This window comes from Mucilaginibacter sp. (assembly GCF_041660805.1).
In the GTDB taxonomy this organism is placed as follows: domain Bacteria; phylum Bacteroidota; class Bacteroidia; order Sphingobacteriales; family Sphingobacteriaceae; genus Mucilaginibacter.
The window spans coordinates 14,729-40,645 of sequence record NZ_JBAZVP010000030.1 but is presented as its reverse complement, the minus strand read 5'-3'; the positions used below and the strand labels follow the sequence as shown (position 1 = coordinate 40,645).

22 protein-coding genes and 1 pseudogene are annotated in these 25,917 nt (G+C 41.8%); 8 read left to right on the top strand and 15 right to left on the bottom strand.

What is annotated here, in order from left to right; all coding sequences use genetic code 11:
* Positions 1-420: 420 nt before the first annotated feature.
* The 4 genes from WC743_RS23590 to WC743_RS23575 all read right to left on the bottom strand — a co-directional run bounded on the left by WC743_RS23590 (position 421) and on the right by WC743_RS23575 (position 6,400).
* Positions 421-2,037: a DUF6377 domain-containing protein gene (locus WC743_RS23590; RefSeq protein WP_373016018.1), complete on the bottom strand. Its 1,617-nt coding sequence runs from the start codon at positions 2,035-2,037 to the stop codon at positions 421-423.
* Positions 2,038-2,302: 265 nt separating this feature from the next.
* A complete protein-coding gene (locus WC743_RS23585; protein WP_373016017.1) occupies positions 2,303-4,762 on the bottom strand; it encodes a glycoside hydrolase family 31 protein in 2,460 nt (819 codons plus the stop codon).
* Between the two features lie 252 nt (positions 4,763-5,014).
* Positions 5,015-5,542 carry an adenine phosphoribosyltransferase gene (locus tag WC743_RS23580; protein ID WP_373016016.1) on the bottom strand — a complete coding sequence of 176 codons (528 nt, stop codon included), beginning with the start codon at positions 5,540-5,542 and terminating at the stop codon, positions 5,015-5,017.
* Positions 5,543-6,400 (bottom strand): ComEA family DNA-binding protein, encoded by an 858-nt coding sequence (locus tag WC743_RS23575; protein ID WP_373016015.1) that lies wholly within the window; start codon positions 6,398-6,400, stop codon positions 5,543-5,545.
* A gap of 63 nt (positions 6,401-6,463) precedes the next feature.
* On the opposite strand from WC743_RS23575, the gene WC743_RS23570 reads away from it, so the two are divergent.
* The 6 genes from WC743_RS23570 to WC743_RS23545 all read left to right on the top strand — a co-directional run bounded on the left by WC743_RS23570 (position 6,464) and on the right by WC743_RS23545 (position 13,864).
* Entirely contained in the window at positions 6,464-8,221 is a 1,758-nt protein-coding gene (locus WC743_RS23570) for a lysophospholipid acyltransferase family protein (RefSeq protein ID WP_373016014.1), read from the top strand.
* 174 nt (positions 8,222-8,395) lie between these two features.
* Entirely contained in the window at positions 8,396-10,795 is a 2,400-nt protein-coding gene (gene pheT / locus WC743_RS23565) for a phenylalanine--tRNA ligase subunit beta (RefSeq protein WP_373016013.1), read from the top strand.
* A 96-nt stretch (positions 10,796-10,891) separates the two neighbouring features.
* Positions 10,892-11,182 (top strand): hypothetical protein, encoded by a 291-nt coding sequence (locus WC743_RS23560; RefSeq protein WP_373016012.1) that lies wholly within the window; start codon positions 10,892-10,894, stop codon positions 11,180-11,182.
* Positions 11,183-11,203: 21 nt separating this feature from the next.
* The gene (locus WC743_RS23555) at positions 11,204-11,497 is read left to right on the top strand and encodes a cell division protein ZapA (protein ID WP_121246295.1); all 294 of its coding nucleotides are present in this window, start codon (positions 11,204-11,206) and stop codon (positions 11,495-11,497) included.
* Positions 11,498-11,722: 225 nt separating this feature from the next.
* Positions 11,723-13,288 (top strand): ribonuclease Y, encoded by a 1,566-nt coding sequence (gene rny / locus WC743_RS23550; protein WP_373016011.1) that lies wholly within the window; start codon positions 11,723-11,725, stop codon positions 13,286-13,288.
* A gap of 45 nt (positions 13,289-13,333) precedes the next feature.
* Complete coding sequence (locus tag WC743_RS23545) at positions 13,334-13,864, top strand: DUF962 domain-containing protein (protein WP_373016010.1); 531 nt, start codon at positions 13,334-13,336, stop codon at positions 13,862-13,864.
* 156 nt (positions 13,865-14,020) lie between these two features.
* Here WC743_RS23545 and WC743_RS23540 read toward each other — a convergent pair whose 3' ends face one another.
* The 5 genes and pseudogenes from WC743_RS23540 to WC743_RS23520 form a co-directional block, all read right to left on the bottom strand.
* Positions 14,021-14,254 carry a hypothetical protein gene (locus WC743_RS23540; protein WP_373016009.1) on the bottom strand — a complete coding sequence of 78 codons (234 nt, stop codon included), beginning with the start codon at positions 14,252-14,254 and terminating at the stop codon, positions 14,021-14,023.
* A 189-nt stretch (positions 14,255-14,443) separates the two neighbouring features.
* Positions 14,444-14,797: pseudogene (locus tag WC743_RS23535) on the bottom strand (RadC family protein); the annotation flags it as partial.
* 33 nt (positions 14,798-14,830) lie between these two features.
* Positions 14,831-15,142 carry a UPF0758 domain-containing protein gene (locus WC743_RS23530; protein ID WP_373016008.1) on the bottom strand — a complete coding sequence of 104 codons (312 nt, stop codon included), beginning with the start codon at positions 15,140-15,142 and terminating at the stop codon, positions 14,831-14,833.
* Between the two features lie 106 nt (positions 15,143-15,248).
* Positions 15,249-15,503: a 30S ribosomal protein S20 gene (gene rpsT, locus WC743_RS23525; protein WP_373016007.1), complete on the bottom strand. Its 255-nt coding sequence runs from the start codon at positions 15,501-15,503 to the stop codon at positions 15,249-15,251.
* Positions 15,504-15,674: 171 nt separating this feature from the next.
* Complete coding sequence (locus tag WC743_RS23520) at positions 15,675-17,021, bottom strand: Gfo/Idh/MocA family protein (RefSeq protein WP_373016006.1); 1,347 nt, start codon at positions 17,019-17,021, stop codon at positions 15,675-15,677.
* Positions 17,022-17,311: 290 nt separating this feature from the next.
* Here WC743_RS23520 and WC743_RS23515 point away from each other — a divergent pair, with 290 nt between their 5' ends.
* A complete protein-coding gene (locus WC743_RS23515; RefSeq protein WP_373016005.1) occupies positions 17,312-18,073 on the top strand; it encodes a class I SAM-dependent methyltransferase in 762 nt (253 codons plus the stop codon).
* A 210-nt stretch (positions 18,074-18,283) separates the two neighbouring features.
* The gene (locus WC743_RS23510; RefSeq protein WP_373016004.1) at positions 18,284-19,255 is read left to right on the top strand and encodes a zinc dependent phospholipase C family protein; all 972 of its coding nucleotides are present in this window, start codon (positions 18,284-18,286) and stop codon (positions 19,253-19,255) included.
* Between the two features lie 6 nt (positions 19,256-19,261).
* On the opposite strand, the gene WC743_RS23505 is transcribed toward WC743_RS23510, so the two are convergent.
* From WC743_RS23505 to WC743_RS23480, 6 genes are all read right to left on the bottom strand, one after another.
* A complete protein-coding gene (locus tag WC743_RS23505) occupies positions 19,262-19,930 on the bottom strand; it encodes a DedA family protein (RefSeq protein ID WP_373016003.1) in 669 nt (222 codons plus the stop codon).
* Positions 19,931-19,975: 45 nt separating this feature from the next.
* A complete protein-coding gene (locus tag WC743_RS23500) occupies positions 19,976-20,731 on the bottom strand; it encodes a DUF4397 domain-containing protein (protein ID WP_373016002.1) in 756 nt (251 codons plus the stop codon).
* A 9-nt stretch (positions 20,732-20,740) separates the two neighbouring features.
* Positions 20,741-21,409: a DUF4397 domain-containing protein gene (locus tag WC743_RS23495; RefSeq protein ID WP_373016001.1), complete on the bottom strand. Its 669-nt coding sequence runs from the start codon at positions 21,407-21,409 to the stop codon at positions 20,741-20,743.
* A gap of 169 nt (positions 21,410-21,578) precedes the next feature.
* A complete protein-coding gene (gene dnaN / locus WC743_RS23490; RefSeq protein WP_373016000.1) occupies positions 21,579-22,703 on the bottom strand; it encodes a DNA polymerase III subunit beta in 1,125 nt (374 codons plus the stop codon).
* Between the two features lie 36 nt (positions 22,704-22,739).
* Positions 22,740-25,139, bottom strand: coding sequence for a gliding motility-associated ABC transporter substrate-binding protein GldG (gene gldG / locus WC743_RS23485; protein ID WP_373015999.1), 2,400 nt, complete (start codon positions 25,137-25,139; stop codon positions 22,740-22,742).
* Positions 25,140-25,408: 269 nt separating this feature from the next.
* The gene (locus WC743_RS23480) at positions 25,409-25,912 is read right to left on the bottom strand and encodes a hypothetical protein (protein WP_373015998.1); all 504 of its coding nucleotides are present in this window, start codon (positions 25,910-25,912) and stop codon (positions 25,409-25,411) included.
* Between the last annotated feature and the right edge of the window lie 5 nt (positions 25,913-25,917).

The window sequence follows — 25,917 nt, the reverse complement described above, 5'->3', positions numbered from 1 at the left end:
GTACATGGTTTTCATTTACTGCATAGCCGGCCTGTAAAACACAAGTGCAAAACAACCCAAAAAACTTCAAGCATGTTAAACACTATCAGCTACAAAAAATAAAATCTCGAACGGTATTATTTGGTTTATAATCAAAGCCCTTATTGGGCACTTAATATCAATTAAAGCGGGCAAATAACTTATTAAAATATTATTTACCTATACAAAGATGTGTGTCCTGCACGTTATTCCCTACTTGTTTACCTAATTTATAAAAATTTATAAAGAATTTAAAAGTTAAAACATTTATTATCAAATAGTTGATAAATCAAATATAGTAAAAAATATAATCATTTTTTACACTTATATAAACAAATCAGGGTTAAAACAGGGCTAATATAGTTTTTAAAGTACCGCTTACGCGTTTTTGCTTAACTTAATTTAAGCTATTGAATCAACGGCTTTAATATCCATTATCCGCTGCTCAAATTGCTCCGGATTTATAGATTTTGCTTTTATCCGCATCTTATAAACGTAGATGGTATTTACTGAATATTCTAAGATCTTGGCTATGGTTTCGTTATCATTTATCCCCATCCTTATTAAAGCGAATATGCGCAGGTCGGTATTCAGCACTTCATGCTCCTGAGGCCATATCTGATCCTTCTCCTCAAACAGCGAATTAAATACAGGTATAAAATTTGGAAATATTTTCAGGAAGATATGGTCAAAGCTATAATAAAGGATCTCCCGTTCTTTTTTAATATTTATATTATTAATGATGAGCCTGATATCATCATACTTTTTGATAGATAACTTGGTATCAACAGACATTTTCAGCTTTTCCAGCTTAAGGATATATCCGGATATGATCTTAAAGAACTGCCCTATGTATTCTTCTTTAATATGTGCGTCTTCAACCAGTTTATAGTTAATATCTTTTAGCTGGATGTTCTTATCTTCAATTATCTTTTCTTTGTGCTTAAGCTTACCCAACTGCTTATATATCATCACTAAAAACAATATTACTAATGATGCAAGGCCGGTTATAGCCAGCAGGTACATTAAAATGGTCTGTTTTTCCTTTTCGGAGTGATTTAACTCTTCTGCTGCAACCAGGGGTAATATAGCGCCTATCTGGATCTTACGCTGCCGCGCACCGTAATAATCGGCATCAGCTTTGGCTAACTGAATAAAATTGTAGGCATCTCTAATATTTCCATTCTTGTACAACTGCTCGGCAAGTGTAAAAAGGGCTACGGTTTCTTTTGTGGATGATTTTATATCGGCTATTGCAGATTGTATGAGCAGGTTTATCCCCTCATCCTGCCGGTTGGAGTTAATATATATTTGCCCTAGTGAACAGGTTATCATAGCGCGTAAGTGCATTGATATAGGTGCACCGGTCGTAATAAGCTTGTTCAGTTCCTGCGATCCGCTGATATTGTCATTTGCTGCTACATGTTTTAATCCTGAATAATAGATGTGATCTACCGAGCCGGGCTTGCTTAGCTTTATGGCCGAATCTATATACTGATTGCCTTTTCGGATATAATCTGGTGTGAAATATTTGTCGCTGTTATATTTTGCAAGGTCGCTGTTACAGCGGTACATAATAAAATAATATTCCACCTTCATGGAATCGTTAAGCAGCTTGGGGTTAACCCTGTCCATGCAATCAAACGTTTCCTTAAACATGCCCGACGAAAGCAGGATAAAACCAAGCTTTATCTGGCTGTAATATGCGCGCGACATATCATTCATGCCTACGCTGATGTCTTTTAACTTGTTTACATATACATATGCCGAATCGTACTGATATGATTTATACTCATCATACAATTTTAAGCTCACATCATACTGGGCGGCATAATTAGTTTTAGAAAGCTTATGCTGAAGTTTCTTTAGTTTTTGTATCCGTACCTGCTTTTCACTTTCATAAATATCCTTCCGGTTTATTTCTGCTTTTAAAGTGTTCAATAAGCTATCGTTACCTGCAAACGATATAAAAGGATATGCAAGAAAGAACGCAAATACTATCCGCAAAAAAATTCTCATATGAATGGCTACAAAACAACATTAAAGTTAATAACTAAAAATTAAACCTTATCATACTACGAAGCACTTTAATGTTTTTGCTATAATGATGCTAATAGTTATTATTTATTAAAGACAATTACTATCGCCTTAGTTACAAATTTCATTTTTAATAATTTTTTGATGAATTACCTGATCCATCCCTGCATCAAATCATCACTCACGCCATAAAAAAGCCTGCTGACTTTCGCAGCAGGCTTTTTTAAATTGCATTTTTTACGATCTGTTAATAGCTAATATTAAACTGATCGTTCATACTTTTTACCAGTACGCTCTTTATCTTTTCGCCTTCAACCGGGTTTGATAACCCCGTTGGATCAAACCTGGAGATAGGCACCATCAGCGCCTGGAAATCATCCTTAGCTTGCAGTTGTTTGCCATTTAGTTTTAAACTGGTGGCATTAAAGCCATGCAGCATCAACTTTATCATACTGAATTTAGATTTGCCTGAACCCTCGGTTTTTGCAAAAGTGATGGTTTTACGGGCAGCATCATAAGTTATTGCTTTTTTAAAGTAATCGCCTTTTTCATAGTCGAAGCTTTCACCATCATCCTCGTAATAAACAAACTTATTGTTTACATCACCTTTATAAACGTGCACGTAAAGCGTATCAGACGGCTTTTCGGTCGTGTTTTGGATTTGTGTTTGCATTGGTATAATGCTGCTTTCTTTAACATATACCGGCAGCTTGGATATACCCAGGTCCAGGCCTATTTTTGAATTACCCTGCTGTACTTCGCCGTTGTAAAGGTTATACCATTTGCCTGCCGGGAAATATAGCTTACCAAACGGCGTTACACCATCAAACGGAAAAACCAGAAAAGCATGCCCAAACATATACTGGTTTTCATACAAGCCATTATAAACGTTATCATCATGCGTGTAATCTATAGTAAGGGAACGCATAACAGGTTTCCCGTTTTGTGTAGCCTCATAAAAAGTTGAGTACAGGTACGGCAATAAACGGTAACGCAGGTTAATGTAGTTACGGGTTATTTCTAATACTTCCTCGCCATAAGCCCATGGCTCTGATGATTTGGAGTTGATGCCTGTATGGTTACGGAAATACGGGTTAAACGCCCCTATCTGCATCCAGCGGGCATATAATGATGGCGATGCACCACCTGTAAAGCCGCCTACATCCATACCGGTAAATGGTACGCCGCTTAAACCCAGGCTGTTCATTAACCTTACCCCTAACAACATATGGCTGTCTTCGGCACGATTGTCGCCTGTCCACATAGCAGCGTAACGCTGCAAGCCCGCATAACCGGAACGGGTTAGTATGAATGGCCTTTTATTAGTACGGGCCGCCTTATAACCCTCATAGCTGGCGCGGATCATCTCTAACCCATAAACATTATGTATTTGCGGATGCGATGCTATCTTACCTTCAAAATTGAACAAGATATTATCAGGCGCTTTTTGGCCCCAGGTAGAAAACTCGTTCATATCATTCCAGATACCGCTTACGCCTTCATCAGCATATTTTTTCAACTCGCTTCCCCACCAGGCACGGCCTTTAGGGTTGGTAAAATCCGGAAAGTTACACCAGCCCGGCCAAACCTGGCCTGTATAGTTGCTGCCATCAGGATACTTGGCAAAAATATCTTCTTTAAGCCCGCGCTCGTAAACGCCATAGCCTTTCTCCTCTTTAATACCCGGGTCAACTATCAGTGTAACTTTAAAGGCCATGTCCTTTAATTTCTTGATCATGCCGGCAGGGTCAGGAAAACGGTCTTTATCCCAGCTAAACACTTTATACTTATCCATGTAATGAATATCGAGCGTAATGCCATCTGCAGGGATCTTTTTTTCACGCAAAGTTTCAGCTATCCTAAAAACTTCTTTCTCGGGGTAATAGCTATAACGGTTTTGCTGATACCCCAGGCTCCAGAGTGGAGGCATTTTCATTAAACCGGTTAGGCTGCTGTATGATCTGATAATATCAGCCACCTGTTTATGTGAGATAAAATAATAATTCATTTCGCCACCCTTGGCGCCAAAAGACGAGAACCTGTTGTTACTTGCTCCAAAGTTGAAATCGCTTTGCCAGGTGTTGTCAAAAAACATACCGTAGTTAACGTTATGGTGCACCCCCATGTAAAAAGGAATTGTGCTGTATATAGGGTCCTGATTGGTTGTATAAGCGTAAGTATCGCTGTTCCAGTTGGTGTAGGCATTGCCTTTGCGGTCAAGTCCGCCTGTTTTTTCTCCTAAGCCAATGAAGTGCTCACCTTCCTGCATTTTTTTGTAGGTGGTGACTGATTCGTTTACCCATGAGGTGCTTAAACCGCTTTCATCCTGGTTAATTACTTCGCCTGCTAAAGTACTGAAGGTGATATTGTAAGGGTTTTTATGAATATTAACCTTTAATGAATCGGTATTGATGTTGATCTCGTTATCATTTTGGGTGATGTTAACCCTGGTAGTTACCGGCTGAGAGATCACAGCGTATGAAAAATCAGGCGCAAGCGTTTGCTTATCCATACGCACCCTTATAATGTTGGGGCTGTAAACTATAACTTTTATAAAAGCATTCTCAGTAGTAATATCAACCTCCTGTTTGTTCACGGTTACACCGGTAACTTTGCCAACTTGTTTTATTGGGCTTTGGGCTGATAATAATTGTGTGCAGGCTGTTAATATCACAGCAAGTACAAAACAGCGGTTAGTGATCTTCATTTTTTTATTGAAACGGTTTATCAATGGTTTTTAAATGAACTAAGGTTTCATTTAAAACAGGGGCTTATTGGTTAAAGGCCCCGTTATTACCGCATGAAATTATAACAGATTTATGTTACAGCGCACCGTTTAAAAATATTATTGATTTTTTATAACAGAAAACCCTCTAATTTTAAAAATTAGAGGGTTTTTGAGGATTTATTTATATAGAAATATAAGCTTAGTAAAATAAGATTTTTAAGTAACCGGCACTTAATAATCTGCCAGTACTATAATATTGTTGCTAATTGGTGCTATTTTTTCCATCCCTTTCAAAAAACTCAGGCCAACTACAAAACTGAAACCGGCTACTATGCCGCCCATTTCCTGGATCAGTTCGCTGGTTGCGGTAACAGTGCCGCCGGTAGCCAGCAGGTCGTCATGAATCAATATCCGGTCGCCGGGGTTAAAGGCATCGGTATGTATCTCAATAGTAGCAGTACCATACTCCAGCTCATAAACTTTTTGGCGAATAGAATAAGGCAGCTTACCCGCCTTGCGTACCGGAATAAATGGCACACCCAATTTAGTTGCCAGTGTTAACCCGAATAAAAAACCACGGCTTTCCACTCCTGCAATAGCATCAATTTGTGCGCCCTTTAACCGTTCTAAAAATGCATCGTTAATATTTCCGCATAAAACAGGATCTTTTAATATTGGGGTAATATCTTTAAATATTATGCCCGGTTTAGGAAAATCGTGAATATCGCGGATAGCGTCTTTAATTTGCTGCTGTATCATCTAAAAATTTATATATGGTTCAATTTTACGCAAAATTTGGTCATCTATAATAGCAATATCTTTAAGATCATTTATCGAATTGTAATTACCATGCTGTTTGCGGTATTCAACAAGTGCGTTAACCTGTTTATAATTAAGATAAGGCATTAGCCTCAGCTTATCAAAAGTTATGGTGTTGATATTTATTCTGCGGATGCGGGCCGGGTTAACCTTTACATGATCTTTAATTTCTTTAAACCTGATCTCATCAAACCCATAGATCTCTTTCAATTGTTCTTTGGAGATAAAGCCGCCCAATCTTTCACGGTAATAAATAATACGTGTGGCAAAGGCAGGGCCTATACCCTGCACGGTGGTTAGCTTCGCCGAGTCTGCCGTGTTTAGTTCAATAATGGCATTCGTTTTTATTGCATAGCCCGGCTTTGTCGGGATCTCTATATAAGGTGCAAGCTTTTTATAATCATCCGCGGTAATACCATAGATCTTTTTAAGGTCTTCGGACTTATAGAACCTACCGCCTTTGGCCGTGTAATTTTTAATAATATTAGCCTGTTGCCCGGTTAGCCCAAGCTCCTGCCATTTTTCTGCTGATAAATTATTAGGATCAAACTTAGAGTGTGCAACGTTTGCCATTTTACCAGCGTCATTTAAGGTATTGTCCCCGGTACTGGTATGATCTGTTTTGTTTAGTTGCGCTATAGCGGCGCTAAGTTCATTTACGTTAATTGTACTATCTTTGTGTAACCATTGATAAACATATGGCGCAGTCAATGCCAAAGCTATCAATACAAGCAGCACAATAATACCGTTCCAGTCCTTTTTAGTAAAGGACATGTAATTTTTAATGTGCGCTTTCATATTGTAGCCTAAATAAAGGTTAAAAAAAATAATTTACAACATATTTATTCCGTTTACATCAGAATGAAAATTATAACCACCGAAGAGTTTGCCAAAGCCACTAAACTGGATACGCTAAAAATGCCAGGGCTGGCGTCTCTGCTGATGGAATTAATGAAAATAAACCAGGTGAACGACCTGTTTGCACAGGCGCAGCCTAAAGAAGGCCCTGAGTTTGTTGATGCTATTTTAAAAGGCTGCGGTATTGAGATAGATTTTGATGAGCGCGAACTAAAGAACATCCCTAAAGATGGCAGTTTTATAGCCATTGCCAATCACCCGTATGGTGGTATTGAAGGGATGATACTGCTGAAGATACTTTGCAGCGTTAGGCCCGATGCCAAGCTGATGGCCAACTTCCTGCTAAAAAAGATCCCCAACCTCAGCAATTACTTTGTAGCGGTAAACCCGTTTGAGAATGTAGAGCATTCATCAAGCATCAGCGGTTTAAAAACCACACTTGAACTGCTGGCTAACGGAACGCCTATAGGCATTTTCCCTGCCGGGGAAGTATCTACCTTTAAAATAGAGAAAAAAGAGGTAACAGACCGCCTATGGCACCCTGTGGTAGGAAAGATAATAGCCAAGGCGAAGGTGCCTGTAGTGCCCATATACTTCCACGGGAACAATGGTTTATTATTTAACCTGCTGAGCATGATACACCCTGCTCTGCGCACGGCTAAGTTACCGTCAGAGTTATTTAATAAGCAGGGGCACACTATTAAATTACGCATTGGTAAGCCTATAAAAGTTGCCGATATCCCTGACAATACTAACAGCGCCAAACTGCTGAATTACCTACGGGCTAAAACCTATGCCCTGGGTGCCGGTTTAGAAGAAGAGAAAAAGATTTTTAGCGCCCGCGATCTGTTTAAGATCAAAAAACTGCCCGAAGCTATAACCGATGCTATTAGCACCGAAAGGCTGGAGAAAGAAATTGAACCACTGCGCGAAGGTTATAAGGTTTGGACCGAAAAAAATTACGAGGTATTTATTACCCCAACAGCACTTATCCCTAATGTGATACGGGAGATAGGCCGGTTACGGGAGATCACTTTCCGCGAGGTTGGTGAGGGTACAAACAAAGCTACCGACCTTGATGGCTATGATATTTACTACCACCACCTGTTTATTTGGGATGTGGAAGCCAAACTGATAGTAGGCGCCTACCGCATTGGCCTGGGCGACGAGATATTTTACAGCGTTGGTAAGAAAGGTTTTTACATCAATGAGCTGTTTAAGATAAAAGAACAATTTACCCCGGTATTAAAGAAAAGCCTGGAACTTGGCCGCTCTTTTATCCGCAAAGAATATCAAACCAAACCCCTGCCCCTGTTTTTGCTTTGGAAAGGCATCCTCAAGTTTTTAATTGATAACCCGCGTTACCGGTATTTAATAGGCCCGGTGAGTATCAGCAATTCGTTTTCGCAGTTCTCTAAATCACTTATTGTAGATTATATTAACCGTAACCACTTTGATCATGAACTGGCCCAATATGTTAAGCCACGTAAAAAGTTTAAGGTTAATTTTGAAAACATAGATACCGATCTGCTGCGATCTGCCAGCGAGGATACTTTTAAAGGGCTGGATAACCTGATATCTGAAGTAGAAACCCACAACATGAAGGTACCGGTGTTGCTTCGCCAGTATATTGCCCTCAACGCCAAGATCATCAGTTTTAACATCGACCCTAAATTTGCCGATTGCCTTGATGGTTTCCTTGTCCTCGACCTGGAAAAAGTCCCGGCGGATATATTAGAAAAGTTGGGGAAGAACCTGTAACCGGAATTAAGCTGATTTCCGCGCGTCATTGCGAGGTACGAAGCAATCCCCGATAGAAAAGTAGGCTACAAGTATGTCGAGTCGTCCTCGCCGACGCATTTATTTGCATCCGAATAAAACGTTTCACCCTCCCGCTTTAACCTTTCGTCTTCAAATCCTATCTTTGCGGGTATAATGAAGATATCTTACAATTGGCTTAAAGAATTTATTGATACAGATAAAACCCCGGAGGAATTATCAAAAATACTTACAGGTACCGGTTTAGAGGTAGAAAGCCTCGAAAAAGTACAGGCGGTCCCCGGCGGATTGGAAGGCCTGCTGATAGGTTTTGTACAGGAAAGCATAGATCATCCAAATTCAGATCACCTGCATATAACCAAAGTTGATGTTGGCGGTGTGGAGCCTTTGCAGATAGTTTGCGGCGCTAACAACGTTGCTGCCGGTCAGAAAGTAGTGGTGGCCACAGTAGGTACTACTATTTACCCAACAGTGGGCGAACCATTCAAGATCAATAAATCAAAAATACGTGGCGAAGTTTCCGAAGGCATGATATGTGCCGAAGACGAAATAGGCCTGGGATCAGATCACGCAGGTATTATGGTGCTTGATGAGGGTGCCGTTATTGGCACCAATGCCAAAGACTATTTTAAGCTGAACGACGATTACATGTACGAAATAGGCCTTACGCCAAATCGTGCCGATGCGGCTTCGCATTTAGGTACAGCGCGTGATATTGCCGCCTTCCTGAAGATAGGCATTAAAAAGCCTGATGTTTCGGCATTTAAGGTTGATAGCAATGATAGCTCCATACAGGTAACAGTAGAGAACGAGCAGGCAAGTCCGCGTTATTCAGGTTTAACTATTTCCGGTTTAGAGGTTAAGGAATCGCCGCAATGGTTAAAAGAGCGTTTGGCGGTTATAGGCCTGCGCAGCATTAACAACATTGTTGATGTTACCAACTATGTACTGCATGAACTTGGCCAGCCCCTGCACGCTTTTGATGCCGATGCTATTACCGGCAACAAGGTAATTGTAAAGAACGTTGCCGAAGGCACTATATTTAAAACTTTGGATGATGTTGAGCGGAAACTCTCTGCCGATGACCTGATGATATGCAATGCCGATGAGCCAATGTGTATAGCCGGTGTTTTCGGCGGTGCAAAATCGGGCGTGAACGCATCAACCAAAAGCATCTTTTTAGAGAGTGCTTATTTTAATTCGGTAGCGGTACGTAAAACCGCAAAAAGACATGGGTTAAAAACAGATGCATCGTTCAGATTTGAGCGCGGCACTGATCCGGATATGACCGTATTTGCCCTTAAACGCGCAGCCTTGCTTATACAGCAGGTGGCAGGCGGTAAGGTATCATCAGAGATCTTCGACCATTATCCGGCACCTGTTGCACCTTTTGAGATAGAGGTAACCTACAAAAATATTGATAGGCTGATAGGTAAAGCTATCCCGCATAACGAGATCATCAGTATTATCAAAGGGCTGGATATTGAGATAGTAACAGAAACGGAAGAAGGCTTATCGCTGAAAGTCCCCCCTTACCGTGTTGATGTAACCCGTGAGGTAGATGTGGTTGAAGAGATATTGCGCATATACGGTTACAACAACATTGAAATACCTGTACAGATCAGGGCATCGTTAAATACTTCAACAAGGCCAGAACGTGATACGGTTCAAAACCTGATATCAGACCTGTTGAGCGCTAATGGCTTTAACGAGATAATGGGTAACTCGCTTACCAAATCAACTTATTCTGACGACCTTGAACACGCGGTAAAAATATTGAACCCGCTAAGCAGCGATCTGGATGTAATGCGCCAAAGCATGTTATTCTCCGGGCTGGAAGCTGTAGCTTATAACCAAAACCGCCGTGTAGCCGATCTGAAACTTTACGAGTTTGGTAAGATCTATAGCCATGTTGATGGTAAATATGTAGAAGCACAACGCTTCTCTATTTTGGTAACCGGTGCAAACCAGGGCGAGCAATGGAACCAGAAACAGGTAGCCGCAAGTTTTTATAACCTAAAAGCGATAGTTGACGGGATTCTTAAAAAACTAAACATCACCGATTTTACTGTTGATGATACCACTGCAAATAACCTCGCCTACGGCCTGCAATACCAACGCGGCAATAAAGTGCTGGTAACGTTTGGCTCGGTAGCGCCAGCGGCTTTAAAAAAGGCCGATGTGGATAAAGAGGTGTTTTATGCCGACTTTAACTTTGATGCTATTTTGAACCTGGTACGCAAAAATGTAATCGTATATCAGGAAGTATCAAAATTCCCGGCAGTAAGGCGCGATTTGAGCATGCTGATTGATAAAAGTGTTTCATTTGGGCAATTAAAACAAATAGCCGGTCGTACAGATAAGAAGCTGTTAAAGGAAGTGAACGTATTTGATGTTTACCAGGGAGATAAATTACCTGCCGGTAAAAAGTCATACGCATTAAGCTTTATATTGCAGGATACCGAGAAAACTTTAACAGATAAAGCGATTGATGCCTTGATGCAGAAATTAATTTATAATTTAGATAAGGAAGCGGGAGCGGAGATAAGGAAATAATTAGCGAAAGATTGAGTTAGTGATTTAGTGATTTCTTTGATATTCATTAATTTATAATTCACTAATTCGCTAATTCAATAAATCACAAATTAAAAAATGGCCTCATTAGCAGAACAATTAAATAAAGTTGTAGAAAAAACAGAGCGGTTAATTGAGCTCTGTGCTGCTTTGCAGGAAGAAAATGACCTGCTTAAATTAGAAAGCGAAGCGTTAAATGTTGCAATAAAAGTTAGCACTAATAAGACAAAGGACCTGGAAGAGAAGCTTCGTGTATTGAAACTGGCGAAGTCTTTTTCAGAAACAAATGAAAAAAGTGTTGACATTAAGCAAAAAATTAACGACTTTGTGCAGGAAATAGATAAGTGTATTGTGTTACTGAAAAAATAACACAGAAAGTGAAAAGCTCAAATGGGAGAAATCTCAATAAAAATAAATATTGCTGACAGAGTTTACCCCTTAAAGGTAAACATGGAAGAAGAAGAGATTATAAGAAGGGCAGCCAAGCTGATCAACGACCGCATAAAGGAGTATCAGGAGAATTACGCGGTTAGGGATAAACAGGATTTGCTTTCAATGTGTGTGCTGCATTATGCAACATCGTCATTAAAAGCGGATAAGAAAGTTACTACGGATGATACCGAAGTGGCAGAAAAAGTTTATCAGTTAGATCATTTGCTGAACGATTTTTTTTCGAAACAATAACGTTCTTACACATATACAGAGCCAGTTAAGATTTAACCGCAGTTAAATTTTAAGTTTCACTATTAAAAACTTAACGCTTCAATATCCATGGATCAGAAGAGGCATGCGTTGATCGTGTATTTAACGGTAACCCGTGATTCACTACATCCAAAGAAGAGGTTTTTAAAATACATGATGCTTAGAAGTTTAGTTGCGGTTTTTTTATTTTATATAACCTAAAGAAGAATGAACACTATATTATACATTATTATCGGGCTGCTGATGGGCGTCCCGACAGGAATAGTCATAGGGCGGTTCCTGCTCCGTAAGCTGTTTAAAGACCAGGAAGTAAACGCTCAGAACAAAGTAAAAAAGATATTAAAGGATGCGGAGAATAATGCCGAGATCCTGAAAAAGAACCGCCAGTTAGAGGCAAAAGAGAAGTTTTTACAATTAAAGGCCGAGCACGAACAGGAAGTAAATGCCAAAAACAATGTGCTTAACCAGCGCGAGAACGGCATCAAACAAAAAGAGCAATCTTTTAACCAAAAGCTTGAAAACCTAACCCGTAAAGAGAACGAACTGGATAATGCCCGTAAAAAGCTGGAAACCCAAACCGAAATTGTTATAAAGAAACAGGAAGAGGTTGATGTTCTTAAGAACCAGCACGTACAGCAGTTGGAAACAATTGCAGGCCTATCTGCCGAAGATGCTAAAAACCAGCTGATAGATAACCTGCGCGATGAAGCACGCAGCAAGGCTATGGCCCAGATAAAGGATATTGTTGACGAAGCCAAGCTAACCGCTACTAAAGAAGCTAAGAAGATAGTTATTCAAACTATACAGCGTACCGCTACTGAGAGCGCTATTGAGAACACCGTATCAATATTTAATATTGAGAATGATGAGATCAAGGGTCGTATTATTGGTCGTGAGGGGCGTAACATCCGCGCGCTGGAAGCAGCAACCGGTATTGAAATTATTGTTGATGATACCCCGGAGGCAATCATCTTATCAGGCTTTGACCCGGTAAGGCGCGAGATTGCGCGTTTGGCAATGCACCGCCTGGTAACAGACGGGCGTATACACCCGGCACGTATTGAAGAGGTAGTTGCCAAAACCAAAAAGCAAATTGAAGAAGAAATTGTTGAAATAGGCGAGCGTACCGTTATTGATTTAGGTATTAACGGCCTGCACCCCGAACTGATAAGAATGGTAGGCAGGATGCGTTACCGTTCATCATACGGGCAAAACCTATTACAGCACTCACGCGAGGTTGCTAACTTTTGCGCTACTATGGCAGCAGAACTTGGCCTGAACGTAAAGCTTGCAAAACGCGCGGGCTTACTGCATGATATTGGTAAAGTGCCTGATGATAACCCGGAACTGCCTCACGCGATTTTAGGTATGCAGCTTGCCGAAAAATATAAAGAACACCCGGAAGTATGTAATGCCATTGGCGCCCACCATGACGAGGTAGAGATGACCTCAATGCTATCGCCGATAATACAGGTTTGTGACGCTATATCAGGCGCAAGGCCGGGCGCACGCCGCGAAGTGGTAGAAAGTTACATCAAACGCTTAAAAGAGCTTGAGGAGCTTGCTTTATCATATCCAGGTGTTGAAAAAACATTCGCTATACAAGCCGGCCGCGAATTGCGTGTTGTGGTTGAAAGCGAAAAGATAAGCGATGCACAGTCAGAAATATTGGCGGCAGATATATCAAACCGGATACAAACAGAAATGACCTATCCGGGTCAAATAAAAGTTACTGTTATCAGGGAAACCCGTTCGGTAGCATTTGCTAAGTAATTAAATAGCCTCACCCAAACCCTCTCCAAAGGAGAGGGCTTTTTTATGGCAAAACAACATTCAAACATTAAAACTGTCCCAAAGGCAAACCTTCGCCCTGTTGAGGTTTATTTTAACAGGTTAAACGCAAGTCACCAAAACCCAACCAACAGGCTGCTGCATTTTATTTGCATCCCGTTAATGTTGTTTGGCATATTGGGCGTTGCATGGGCAATACCGTTCCCTTACATTAAATTTATAGGCAGCTATAATGGTTTCTTTAACTGGGCATCGTTCTTAATCGCGTTTAGTGTGTATTATACTTTAAAGCTGTCTCCCAACCTGTCTTACACCATGTTGCTGGTGTTGTTTGGTTTAAGCTATGGCGTATCAAAACTGGCAGAGTGGCAATTAGCAGGCGGCTTGCCTTTAATATGGGTTGGCACTTTCTTTTTCGCAATAGCGTGGCTGGGTCAGTTCATTGGCGGACAGATAGAAGGCAGAAAAGAATCATTTGCAGATGACAAGCAGCTGGTGCTCATTACCCCCATATGGGTGCTGCACTTTTTAGCCAGGAAGATTGGCTTGAAGTATTAGGGGTGTACGCGTAAACAGAACGGTTGGGCTTATCAACGCGTCATTGCAATGACGCACAGGGCTTATCCGTGGGCTAAAGCCAACGGCAATGAGCCAATTTGATACTCCCTTGCAAGGCAACAGTATGCTTCTCAATAACATGTTAGTAACAAGAGGTTACTCATCATCATCGGTACTGTGGTCATCATCATCCAGGTTAAGCGTGTAAGATGATTCTGCGGCATCATAGGCCCGTTGTGCCTGGGCGGTCTCATCAGTTTCGCCAATAGGTTCATTGGTTTCGTCAAAGCCGTTAGAATGTATATCCTGTTGACTAAATTGCTCATCGGCCTGATCTAACTGATCATCCTGCTGTAACATATCGTCCTGGTCTTCTGGTGGAGTTATCATAGTGTGTTAGTTTTTTTGTTTGTTTTAGTAGAACGTTATAGATGGCGGGTTGTTTTAACCGGGATTAAACAGATTTTTGTGATTAAGCGGATTATTTATCTCTCGCTAAAACGCAAAGTTTTTTTAAGCGTTGCTTTGCGTCTTTGCGCCTTTGCGTGAAATCCCAAATCGAACATCCGAATTCCGAAATTACAAAAGCCCTTCATCTCCAAAGCTAAAATATCCGCTATCGGTAATTATAAGATGGTCGAGCACATTAATATCCAACATACGGCCTGCGTCAGCAATCTTCTTGGTGAGCACCAGATCTTCCCTGCTGGGCTTTAAATTACCTGATGGATGATTATGCACCATAATGATGGCGCTTGCCTGGTGCTGCAGGGCCATATGGTAAATGATCTTTGGGTCGGCAACGGTACCGCTCAGGCCGCCTTTGCTCACCAGCTCCTTGGCAATTACTTTTGATGACCGGCCTATCAGCATTATCCAAAACTCCTCGTGGTTTAAATCCATTAAGTGGCGCCGCATAATGTTGTAACCATCGCGGCTGCTTTTTACTTCATCCGAAACATTTGTTTACGTATCACCACGGCGACGGCCAATTTCAAGGGCTGCTATTATGGATATCGCTTTGGCTTCGCCAATGCCTTTAAACTTGCATAGCTCGCTGATGCCCGCCTTACCCAGCTTGTTAAGGTCGTTATCGTAATGATGAAGAATACGCTTGCTTAGTTCTACAGCACTTTCGGTACGGCTGCCGCTGCCTATCAGGATGGCAACAAGCTCAGCATCAGTCAATGCGCGCCTGCCCTGCCCGCTCAGCTTTTCGCGCGGGCGGTCTTCTTCGGCCCATGATTTTATGCTGATCTTGTTTTGGTATTCTTCCACTGCAATAGGGTAAAGGTTGAGCAGCCTAAAATAAAAAATATAAAGCAACAAAAAAGGGATAATGCAATAAAGCACTATCCCTTTTTAAATATGGTTAATTAAGCTATTAGCTTAATGTATTAACAAACTTGCTAAGCTTTGATTTGTTGTTTGAAGCTTTGTTTTTGTGAATAACGTTCTTTTTAGCCAAACGATCTAACATAGAGATCACTTTAGACAATAAAGGAGCAGCATCAACCTTAGTTGTAACGCTTCTTAATTTTTTAATAGCGTTTCTGGTGGTTTTTGCCTGATACCTATTACGCAGACGCTTCGCAGCATTTGACCTGATTCTTTTTATGGATGATTTATGATTTGCCATCGTATAGCTTTGTTATTCTTTCTTATTTTAGAGGTGCAAATATAGGTTGATAAATTTTAATTTGCAATAGTATTGATATTTTTTGTTAATTAAGTTGATTGGGCTGATTAAGTGAGTGGTTTTAATGCTCCAAACTACTTAATAATTCAATAATTAACCACTAACTAACCCTTAATATTCCCCTCCCATTGCAAATGTGCTCTTCCTTTCCTTCCATTTACCTTTGGTAAAATCAGGGAATTGCTGCGGCATGTTGCCTTCGGCTATTGATTTTGATGAAAGTGGCAATATCACGCTCATGGTTACCGAATCATATACATCAATAGGTGTTTGCACTTTGCGCTTAACTGATTCTATAAAGGCGTTAAATACAAACCAATCCATACCGCCATGCCCTGCACCTTCTGCTACTTTGGCGTACTTTTGCCACAACGGGTGGTCATATTTATCCAGCCAGTCTTTAGCTGGGTCCCAAACATCATCTTTTTTTGATTGCCCTTCAATGTATACCGAATGGTTCACATCCATCCAAAGCCCTTTTGTACCCTGCACCCTAAAGCCCAGCGAATAAGGCCTTGGCAGGTGCGTATCATGCGATAGCAGCACGGTTTCGCCATTGGCACAGTTGATCATGGTGGTTACCACATCGCCATTTTTATAGTTTATTTTAGCATTGGGGTTCCCCGGTGATTTTTCTTCAACAAAAGCCGCCAATCCGCGCGCCTTTGACGCGAACGACACCAGGTTAGTAAACCTGTTGCCATAATTAATATCCGCATAATGCATGAGCGGCCCAACGCCGTGGGTAGGGTAAATATCGCCGTTGGTATCAATATTAAATTGTGTGCGCCATTGTGCCTCGCTTATGGCCTTAGGGCCAAACTCCACACCGCCGCCATAATATTGCTTGCCATCGTTAAACAGAACGTTGCGCAGGTTGTGCTGGTAACCGCCTTCAAGGTGTATCATCTCGCCAAACATACCCTGGCGGGTCATGTTCAGTACGGCCATTACATCCCGGCGGTAGCAAACGTTCTCCAGTGTCATATAGGGCATTTTGGTAGCCTCAGAAGCACGTACAATTTCCCAATGATCTTCTATTGTTAAACCTGCTATTACCTCGCAGCCCACGTATTTACCGGCTTGCATGGCATGTACTGCCTGGTCTTTATGAAACTGCCAGGGTGTAGCAATTATTACCGCGTCAACATCTTTACGGGCAAGGAGTTTTTTATAAGCATCAATACCGCCGGTATACTCTGCAGGCAGCTTTTTGCCAGCCTTTTGGAACTGTTTGCGGCATTCGCTTAGTGATTGCTCCTGTGTATCGCAAATAGCTACAATCTCTACATCATCGCGCAGCAAACCTTCCATAATATGATCGCGGCCACGCAGCCCTACACCTATATAGCCCAGGCGAACCTTATCCATATTTTTACCAAAAACCATTCCCGACGGAAGGATGCTTATGCCGGCAGCCAGCAAAGTACCCGATGTAATAAATTCTCTGCGATCCATATGTTTTACTTTATGCGTATTGTTTATGTATTTTCAAATTAAGGTAAATAATTTGATTGATGCGGAATGCCGGGATGTAAATTTGATATAGCCGATGACTCACCCCAACTACGCTATGCTGGTCGACCCTCTCTCCGCAAGCGGAAAGAGGGAAAAGAAAAACGCAGCTAAAACCCTCTTTACGCGTAGCGAAGAGAGGGTGGTCGAGCGAAACAATGACCGGGTGAGTCCCCGTAACAAAGTTTTTTAACCACTCAAACCAATCTTCTTAAACCTGCGTTTTAATTGTTATGACTACTACCAACAGCACCGTAAGGTTCAGTAACCGTGTGGACGATTACGTAAAATACCGCCCGGGTTATCCAACTGAAATAATTGATTTTTTACAACATGATTATAACCTGACAACAGACAAGCTCATTGCCGATATTGGAGCGGGGACAGGTATATCAACAGCTTTATTCCTTAACGCGGGTTACCGGGTAATTGCGGTTGAACCTAACCTTGAAATGCGGAATAAAGCTATTGAATTATTGGGCACATTGCCGGGGTTTAAGGCGCAGGATGGCACTGCAGAAGCTACAGGACTGGATACCGGCAGTATTGATGCTATTATTGCCGGGCAGGCTTTTCATTGGTTTAATGCCGAAACCAGCAGGGTTGAGTTTAAAAGAATATTAAAACCGGATGGTATTGCTGTGCTGATATGGAACGAACGTAAAATAGCATCGGCTTTTGAAAAAAATTATGACGAGTTGATAATTAAGCATGCAACAGATTACGTAAAGGTTGACCACCGAAACATTGATCCGGAACATATTGGCGCTTTCTTTCATCCGCAACCATTCCAATCGGCTGTTTTTCAGAACAAACAAGTTTTTGATTTTGACGGATTAGCAGGGCGCTTGCTTTCCTCCTCATACATGCCAACAAAAGACGACAGCGGTTACGAGCCTATGATAACCGATCTGCGGGAACTATTTAACCGTTATCAACAAAATGATGTGATCGCCATAAATTACGATACAAAAGTTTACGTAGGGCGATTGTAAAAGATGTTGGCATGGGATCCTGGATATTTTAATTCCCTCCCATGGGAGGGGTGTGACGGGCAAGGGTGGCGGCGGGGAGGGGTATCGCAAACCTGATGAAATAAATTACATTATGAGTGTAACCCCTCCCTGCCCTCCCAGGGGAGGGAGTAAAACATAGCTGTTCTTTGCTTCTGCTAAGGCTAACAATGTTTTATATCTTTACCCTTGATGAAGCGCACCATCCTAACCTTTTTCACAGGCATCATTATAATTACGCTTTGCTCTTCGTGGGGCTTTTTTGCCCATTACCGCATACACAGGCTGGCTGTTTTTACGCTGCCTAAGGCTATGGCGGGTTTTTACAGAAGCAACATTGAGTTTATAACAGAACATGCAGTTAGCGCCGATAAAAAGCGCTACGTTGATAGTACGGAAGCTCCGCACCACTTTTTTGATGCCGACCATTACGGCAAGCAGCCTTTTAGGGATATGCCACAACATTGGGTAGATGCCGCGGCTAAATACTCGTCAGACACGCTGAACAAGTATGGCACCGTTCCCTGGGCTATTACCTCTAACTATTATTGGTTAGTAAGGGCTTTTAAGGCGCATGACACTACCGCAATACTTACCTTATCTGCCAATTTGGGCCATTATATTTCTGATGCGCATGTCCCATTGCACCTCAGCCAAAACTACGATGGGCAACTTACTAACCAAACCGGGTTACATGCCTTTTGGGAAAGCCGCCTGCCAGAGCTTTTCAGCAATGATTACAACTACAATGCAGGCAAGGCCCGATACATCCCGAATCCGCTGGCAGAAGCCTTTAAAATATGCCGCAGCTCGTTTAAAAGTGTAGATACAGTGCTAAGAATGGAAAGATTGCTCAACAAAACTTTCCCTGCCGATAAAAAGTATGCTATGGAACAGCGTGGCAACCGCACAGTTAAAGTTTATTCGGTAGCATATAGCCGCGCTTATCATAAAATGATGAATGGCATGGTGCAGCGTCGGATGCGGTCATCCGTATTAAGCGTGGGCAGTTTTTGGTTCTCTGCGTGGGTAGATGCCGGCCAACCTGATCTGAGCAGGCTAATTAAAACACCTATGACAAAAGATGAAAGACAAAAGATAAACCAGCAAGAGGCTTTGTACCATGCAGGAAAGGTTTACATCCCGGTCCCTGTTGTAAAATAATAGATCTTACCCCTCAACTTTAACTTTTGTATCCTTTTTGGCAAACCTGTTTTTTGCAATAGCAAATATAGGTGGCAATATTGATACCAATATAATGATGATGGCTACCAGTGAGAAGTTCTTTTTAAAGAAAGGAACGTTACCAAACAGGTATCCGCCGTATAGGAATATTACTATCCATGATACGCCACCTATGATATTGTAAAGACTGTAACGTGCAAATGGCATACGCCCTACCCCTGCAACAAAAGGCGCAATGGTACGAATAATAGGCACAAACCTGCTGAATATAACCGCTTTACCGCCATGCTTGTCAAAAAACGCTTTGGTTTGCAGGTAGTAGCTTAGCTTTAAGATCTTATTTTCTTCTTTAAAAACCCTTGCACCCAGGTAACTGCCCAGCATATAGTTAACCGTGTTACCTGCAAAGGCGGCAATTATCAAAATCACGCAAAGGAGGTTAATATCCAAACCAGACGCACCGCCTGCAATTAAGGCCCCCGCTGCAAACAACAGCGAATCGCCGGGCAGGAATGGGGTCACCACAAAACCGGTCTCTGCAAAAATGATCACAAAGAGGATCAGGTACGTCCAGCTTTGGTACTGGCTGGTTATCTGCGCAAGATGCTTATCAATGTGCAGTATAAAATCAATCAGGCTGTGTATTACTTCCAATGTTTTTAAATTTTAGCCAAAAATAGAAAGATAAAGCGTAAAGCCTTAATTAAATTTATCAGGAATGGTATTCAGGATGATATTGGCATTAAAAGCAGCTGTATCAGCCCTTCCGGTAAGTCCGTAAGTGTAAATGGTATACAGCTTACCATCCAGTATAGACACATTTTTTAGGTTAACCAATGCTATAGACGGGTTAGACGAAGCAGTTACGTTGATATTGTAGTTGCCAGCTGTAACCTCAATATATTTAGTAACGTCTTTATAAGCAACTTTTGAAAAGGCTATGGTATCATTAGCGGTAAGGTTTAGCAAAGGCGAATTTGACGACGTATTAACGAACCTTATTTTCCCCCTGCCAATAGCGGGCAGGCTGCCTGTATCAGCCACTATTAATGATTCTAATGTCTTATTCCCAAGCAGGCCGGTAACAAACCAGGTGTACCTTACATTGCGTTGAAATGTATCTACAGGAGGCAGTAAATTGGTAATATTTACATTGTCAATTACCGATGGCCTTAGCAGGAAAGGGGAATCAATCGTATTAAGCAAAAAATAGCCTGATGCGGTTGGATAAGTATAATTAGTTGAACCAACTTTAACAAAGGTGCTGTTTAAACGGGAATATAAATTAAAAGGGCGAACATCCGGGCTTACGTTTATCAGGTTAACCTGGGCGTTGGCTGTGCTCCTATTAACGCCACTATCTTTTCCGCATGATGATATCATCGGTATAAACATTACCCCCGCTATAAATATGCACAGGTACATTAGTATGCCGCTTTTATTATTATTACTCATTTTTAAATACTATCTGTTAACTACCAGGCCGGTACCTAATGCGGCACTGCCTGCACCATTTAATGTTCCTTTTGTAAATAATGTATACATCCTGCCGCCTATAAGCGTGAGGGTTTCATCGATTTTTGGAGTAGCTGATCCCGACTGATAAATACGGATGTGCTTTTCGCCTGCACTCACAGGTAAAAATACGGTTGTTGTTTTAAATGCACGAACTTTAAAATTAACGGTATCGCCAACCATCACATCCAGTGTCCCGGCATCAGGCGATGCATTTACAAACCTTATCATTGCACGGTTGCCTGTATCAAGCGTTAAAGTATCAATGGTTGAAAAAGTTAGATCGGCACTCCGGCCCGCTACATATAACGAATAAGATTTACCGGTATCTAAGGCTAAGGGGAAACTCATCAACACTTCAGGACTGCGAAGCCTTTTAAACGAGTAATTCTGCTCGCCAGCAGCCACACCAAGATAACCTGACGAACCTAACGGATATATGCTTGATTCGTTATTAATGCGTGTACCGCTCAGGTAATAATTAAGCGTATCTGAACTGGCATTTACTACATTAAGTGGGGTGGTTTGCACAGCTGCCGGTGGATCATCTGTTTTTTTGCAGGATGCCAAACCAAATGCCAGTACAGTTATCAATAAAAGAGGTAACTTAATATTCATATAAATAAGCAGATGCTATATAACTCTACAATTATAGGTTTTGTTATCCGGCCAACAAAAAAGTCCGGTTTATAGCCGGACTTTTTTGTGAGTGAGTAGTGGTTAGAGATAAGAGGGTAAGCAAAGGTTTCTCAACTACTCACCAATCTCCAATCACTATTCTCTTTAATTATGCATAGCTGTTAAGCATTACCGGCATAACCAGCATCAGCACATCTTCGTTCTCGTCGCCGCCTTGTGGTAGCAACAGGCCTGCACGGTTAGGTGTCGACATCTCTAATGATACTTCTTCACAGCTTAAATTCTTCAGCATTTCTATCAGGAAGCGGGCGTTAAAACCTATTTCCAGGTCTTCGCCTTCGTACTGGCAGCTTAAACGCTCGTGGGCCTCATTTGCAAAATCAATATCTTCTGATGATATGTTCAATTCGCTGCCACTTATTTTTAACCTTACCTGGTGGGTGGTTTTATTTGCATATATAGCAACACGGCTCAATGAACCTAAGAACGCCAGGCGGTCTATTGCTAATTTATTAGGGTTCTCTTTAGGGATAACCGCTTCATAATCAGGATAACGCTCATCAATTAAACGGCACACTAAGTTAATGTTGCCAAATTTAAAGAATGCGCTGGTGCTGTTATACTCAACAGATACATTCACATCGTCTGCCGGTAAAGCAGATTTTAATAACGTTAAAGCCTTTTTAGGCAAAATGAATGATGTTGTGCTATCGGCCTTGGCATCTTTACGGCGGTAGCGTACCAGCTTGTGGGCATCGGTAGCTACAAATGTTAAATGCTGGCTGCTTAGCTGGCAGTAAACACCCGTCATGGCAGGGCGCAGCTCATCATTACTAACCGCGAATATGGTTTTGTTTATTGCTTCGCCCAATACTGAAGCGGGCAAATTAACTGACGATGCGTTTTCAACAACAGGTATCTTCGGGAAATCTTCACCGTTCTCGCCGCTAAGCTTGTATTTACCGTCGCCGGCGCTTATTTCAATGGCAAAGGTTTTATCATCAACAGAAAAAGCAACGGGCTGCTCCGGTAATGATTTTAAGGTATCCAATAAAATACGTGAAGGTATTGCTATACGGCCATTTTCTTTAGCTTCAACAGGTAAAGAGGTGGTCATGCTGGTTTGCAGGTCGGTGGCAGAAATGGTTAGGTTTCCGTCTTTTATCTCGAACAAAAAGTTTTCCAGTATAGGCAATACTGTGCTATTGCTTAACGCGCCGCTTACAGACTGCAATTGCTTAAGTAATGTTGATGTGGAAACTATAAATCTCATGTGTGTTTAACGTTTATTCTACCAAAAGTATAAAATTTAATGAGCATACTTTCGCTTGCGCATATAATGTTGAAAAATAGCGAATATTAACACTGCTCCTATAGGCACAATATTGTTAATTAATTGCCAAAATAGTTTCTCATTGCGGATACGGGCACGGCTCAGCAGGCGAATTTTTATTTCTTTCGACCGCAGGGAGATCAGTCCCGAATCATCGGTCATATAATCTGTAATGTTGAGCAGCAGGTTTTTATTGGCATAACTTTGCTGGGTGTAATGGTCATACCCCAATGGGAACGGCGAACCATCAGAACTTATCTGGTTCTTTAACATATCGCCATCGCTTAGTACGATCATTTTTGTGGGCTTGCTTTCGGGCATAATGGCAACCTGCTCATTCAAGCCATCAGGCACGGGCCGGTTCCTGAAATCAGACACGAACTTGCCTTCCAATAAAACAGCCGTAGTTTTTGGTTGGCTTTGAAATTCCTTTGGGTTTGGTTCCTGCTCCAACGCCTGTAACGAAAGCATATGCGGCGTACTTATTTTTTTATTGAATGGCGATGATGTTAAAAGCACCGTCTTTTGCACGTTTTTAACATCAAGTACATCAATGGTACTGGCAAACTGGCTGCTTATACCATCAAGGTTTTTTACTATTGGATGCCTGGACAATGGCACATAGATAGGATAAAACAGCCAGGGCAGCATTTGGATCTGCGGCTGGCCGCCAACATCGCCGGTTGTAACGGGGATCTGCATGGCGTTAATATCAGCAATCAGGTCATAATTGATCCGCACACCGTAACCAAATAGCTGGTCGTCAAGGTTGAGTTGCTTGTTAAAAGCCAACTGTTCGTTGCCGTGGTTATGCATGCTGTCCAGTTCGGCGGTTACCTGGTCAATGGCCCAAAGTACGCGGCCGCCCCGCATAATGTATTGGTCTACCTTAAACTTTTCAAGCTCAGTAAAGGGCTTGTCGGGTTTGGGTATTACCAACAGGCTTACTTTTCTTAAACTATCAAAAGCAATGGTCTTTAAATCAATCCGCCCCACCAAAAACCCGTCAGACAGGGAACGCATGGCATCATTCAGTTGCAGGTCGCTTAGTTCGCCATGCCCTTCAGTAAAGCCAACGCGCTGCTTGCCCCCGCTTGTTATTTTTTTTATGGCTGATGTAAAAGCATACTCCAGGTTTTGGATAGAGTTGTTCAGCACCTCATCAGGCGTAACATTCACGCTGCTTTGCGACTCCAGCAACTTTACGGGGATACTTTTTTCGCCATAACTCACCAGCGCGAACGGGAAGATCACTTTTTGCGAAATGCCATCGTCAGTTTTAACACTTAGGTTTTGCGCCTGGATACCTTTTGCATCCAGCTCTTCAAATGCCTGTTTTTGCTGCTCTTCTGATAAGCCTTTAAGTGGATCTATAAAAGTATACTGCAGCTTATTGTGGCTATAAGCCTGCAGATCTATCAGCATATCTTTTACTGATGTTTGCAGCCTTTTCATCCCACCGGGGAAATTATCGCCTTGTAAATAAACGGTAACGTTAATGGTTTGCTGTAAGCTATCAACCATTTTACGGCTGATGGGCGATATGGTAAAGCGTTTTTCCTTAGTAAAATCAAACCGGGTAAAAAAGTTAACCGATAGCAATATCAATACAAACATTAATCCCAATAGGCTCAGAAAAGCTTTGTTGAATTTCTTTTTCAGCTGACTTTGGATCACAAATAAGGTAAGCCAGATGAATAACATTGACAGCACTATAAAATATACCAGGTCGCGGGTATCTAGCACGCCCCGGCTTACCGATTGGTAATGCTCCGTAATGCCCAAGCCGGACAGGCCCATGTTTTGGAGCGATAAAATGGTGTTCAGAGAATCGAACCCGCTATAAAAAAAGAAACACAGGAATACCGCTATAGTAAAAGAGATAACCTGGTTTTTGCTAACCGACGATGCAAATAAACCTATCGCCGTAAATGCCGCTCCCAATAAAAACAAACCAATGTATGAGCCTATAACAGCCCCGGTATCAATATTCCCCTGCGGTGTGCCTAATGTATAAACAGAAAAATAGTAAACCAGTGTAGGCACCAGCGCGAAAAGTACAATGACCACACCGGCAAAGTATTTGCCCAAAACTATTTGCAAATTAGTTAACGGGCGTGTAAGTAAGATCTCGAATGTACCTTCGCGGCGCTCCTCTGCCAGTGAGCGCATGGTAATAGCCGGTATCAGAAACATGAACAGATATGGCGCGGTACTAAACAGGCTGTCAAGCCCGGCATAGCCATAGGCCAGTATGCTGGTATCAGGGAATACCCATAAAAACAACCCTAAAACAAGCAAGAAAACGCTAATGGTAACATATGCCACCAATGAGCTGAGGTAAGTTGTAATTTCTTTTTTTAAGATAGGGTACATTCTAATTTCTTAATTATTTAATCATTGTCTTTGCGAGTTTTAAAATCCGTTTAACCTCTGAAGGATAAATGACATATGTCGGGGTCATCCTGAGCTTGTCGAAGGACGTGCGCAAAGGCCCACCCCGCAATGCTTCGACAAGCTCAGCATGACCCAATAATTAAATTTTTCATTGCGAGGCACAAAGCAATTCCCTACATGCATGTCGCCTACTATTCTATCGGGGATTGCTTCGTACCTCGCAATGACGCGCGGCTTTTTGACTAAGCCTACCATCCGATCCGGTATGCCACTCTTATACCTGTTTGGCGTAAGCGCCCTCCGCCCCAGTTCTCGTACCTGAAACCCAGATCAACGCCTGTATGTTTACCGGTTGGTATTATAAAGCCCGGGCCAACGGCATAGGCAAATAACTGGTCTTTACTGTAATTGGTTTCAATAACAGTACCACCTTCGGCTTCAAGATATATCCCAGGGCCAAAATAAAACTTGGCACCTGCCTTTAACGGTACAAAACCTGCCGCCGGTTGCGATGTATTGCTGCCCACTAATGAATTTTTATAATAAAAGCTGGTATAACCTGCTGTAACGCTCAAAGTAAGTGGTGTAACAATAGGTATTTCTATCTTGCCCGATCCACCAAAACCAATATTATAAATGCTATTGGTTGGTGCACCCAGCTCAAGTCCCGCACTAAATGTTTTTGTAGGTGCAGTTTGGGCGGATGCGTTTATTGCGAATATAACTAACAATAAGGGCAGCAGTTTTTTCATTTTTA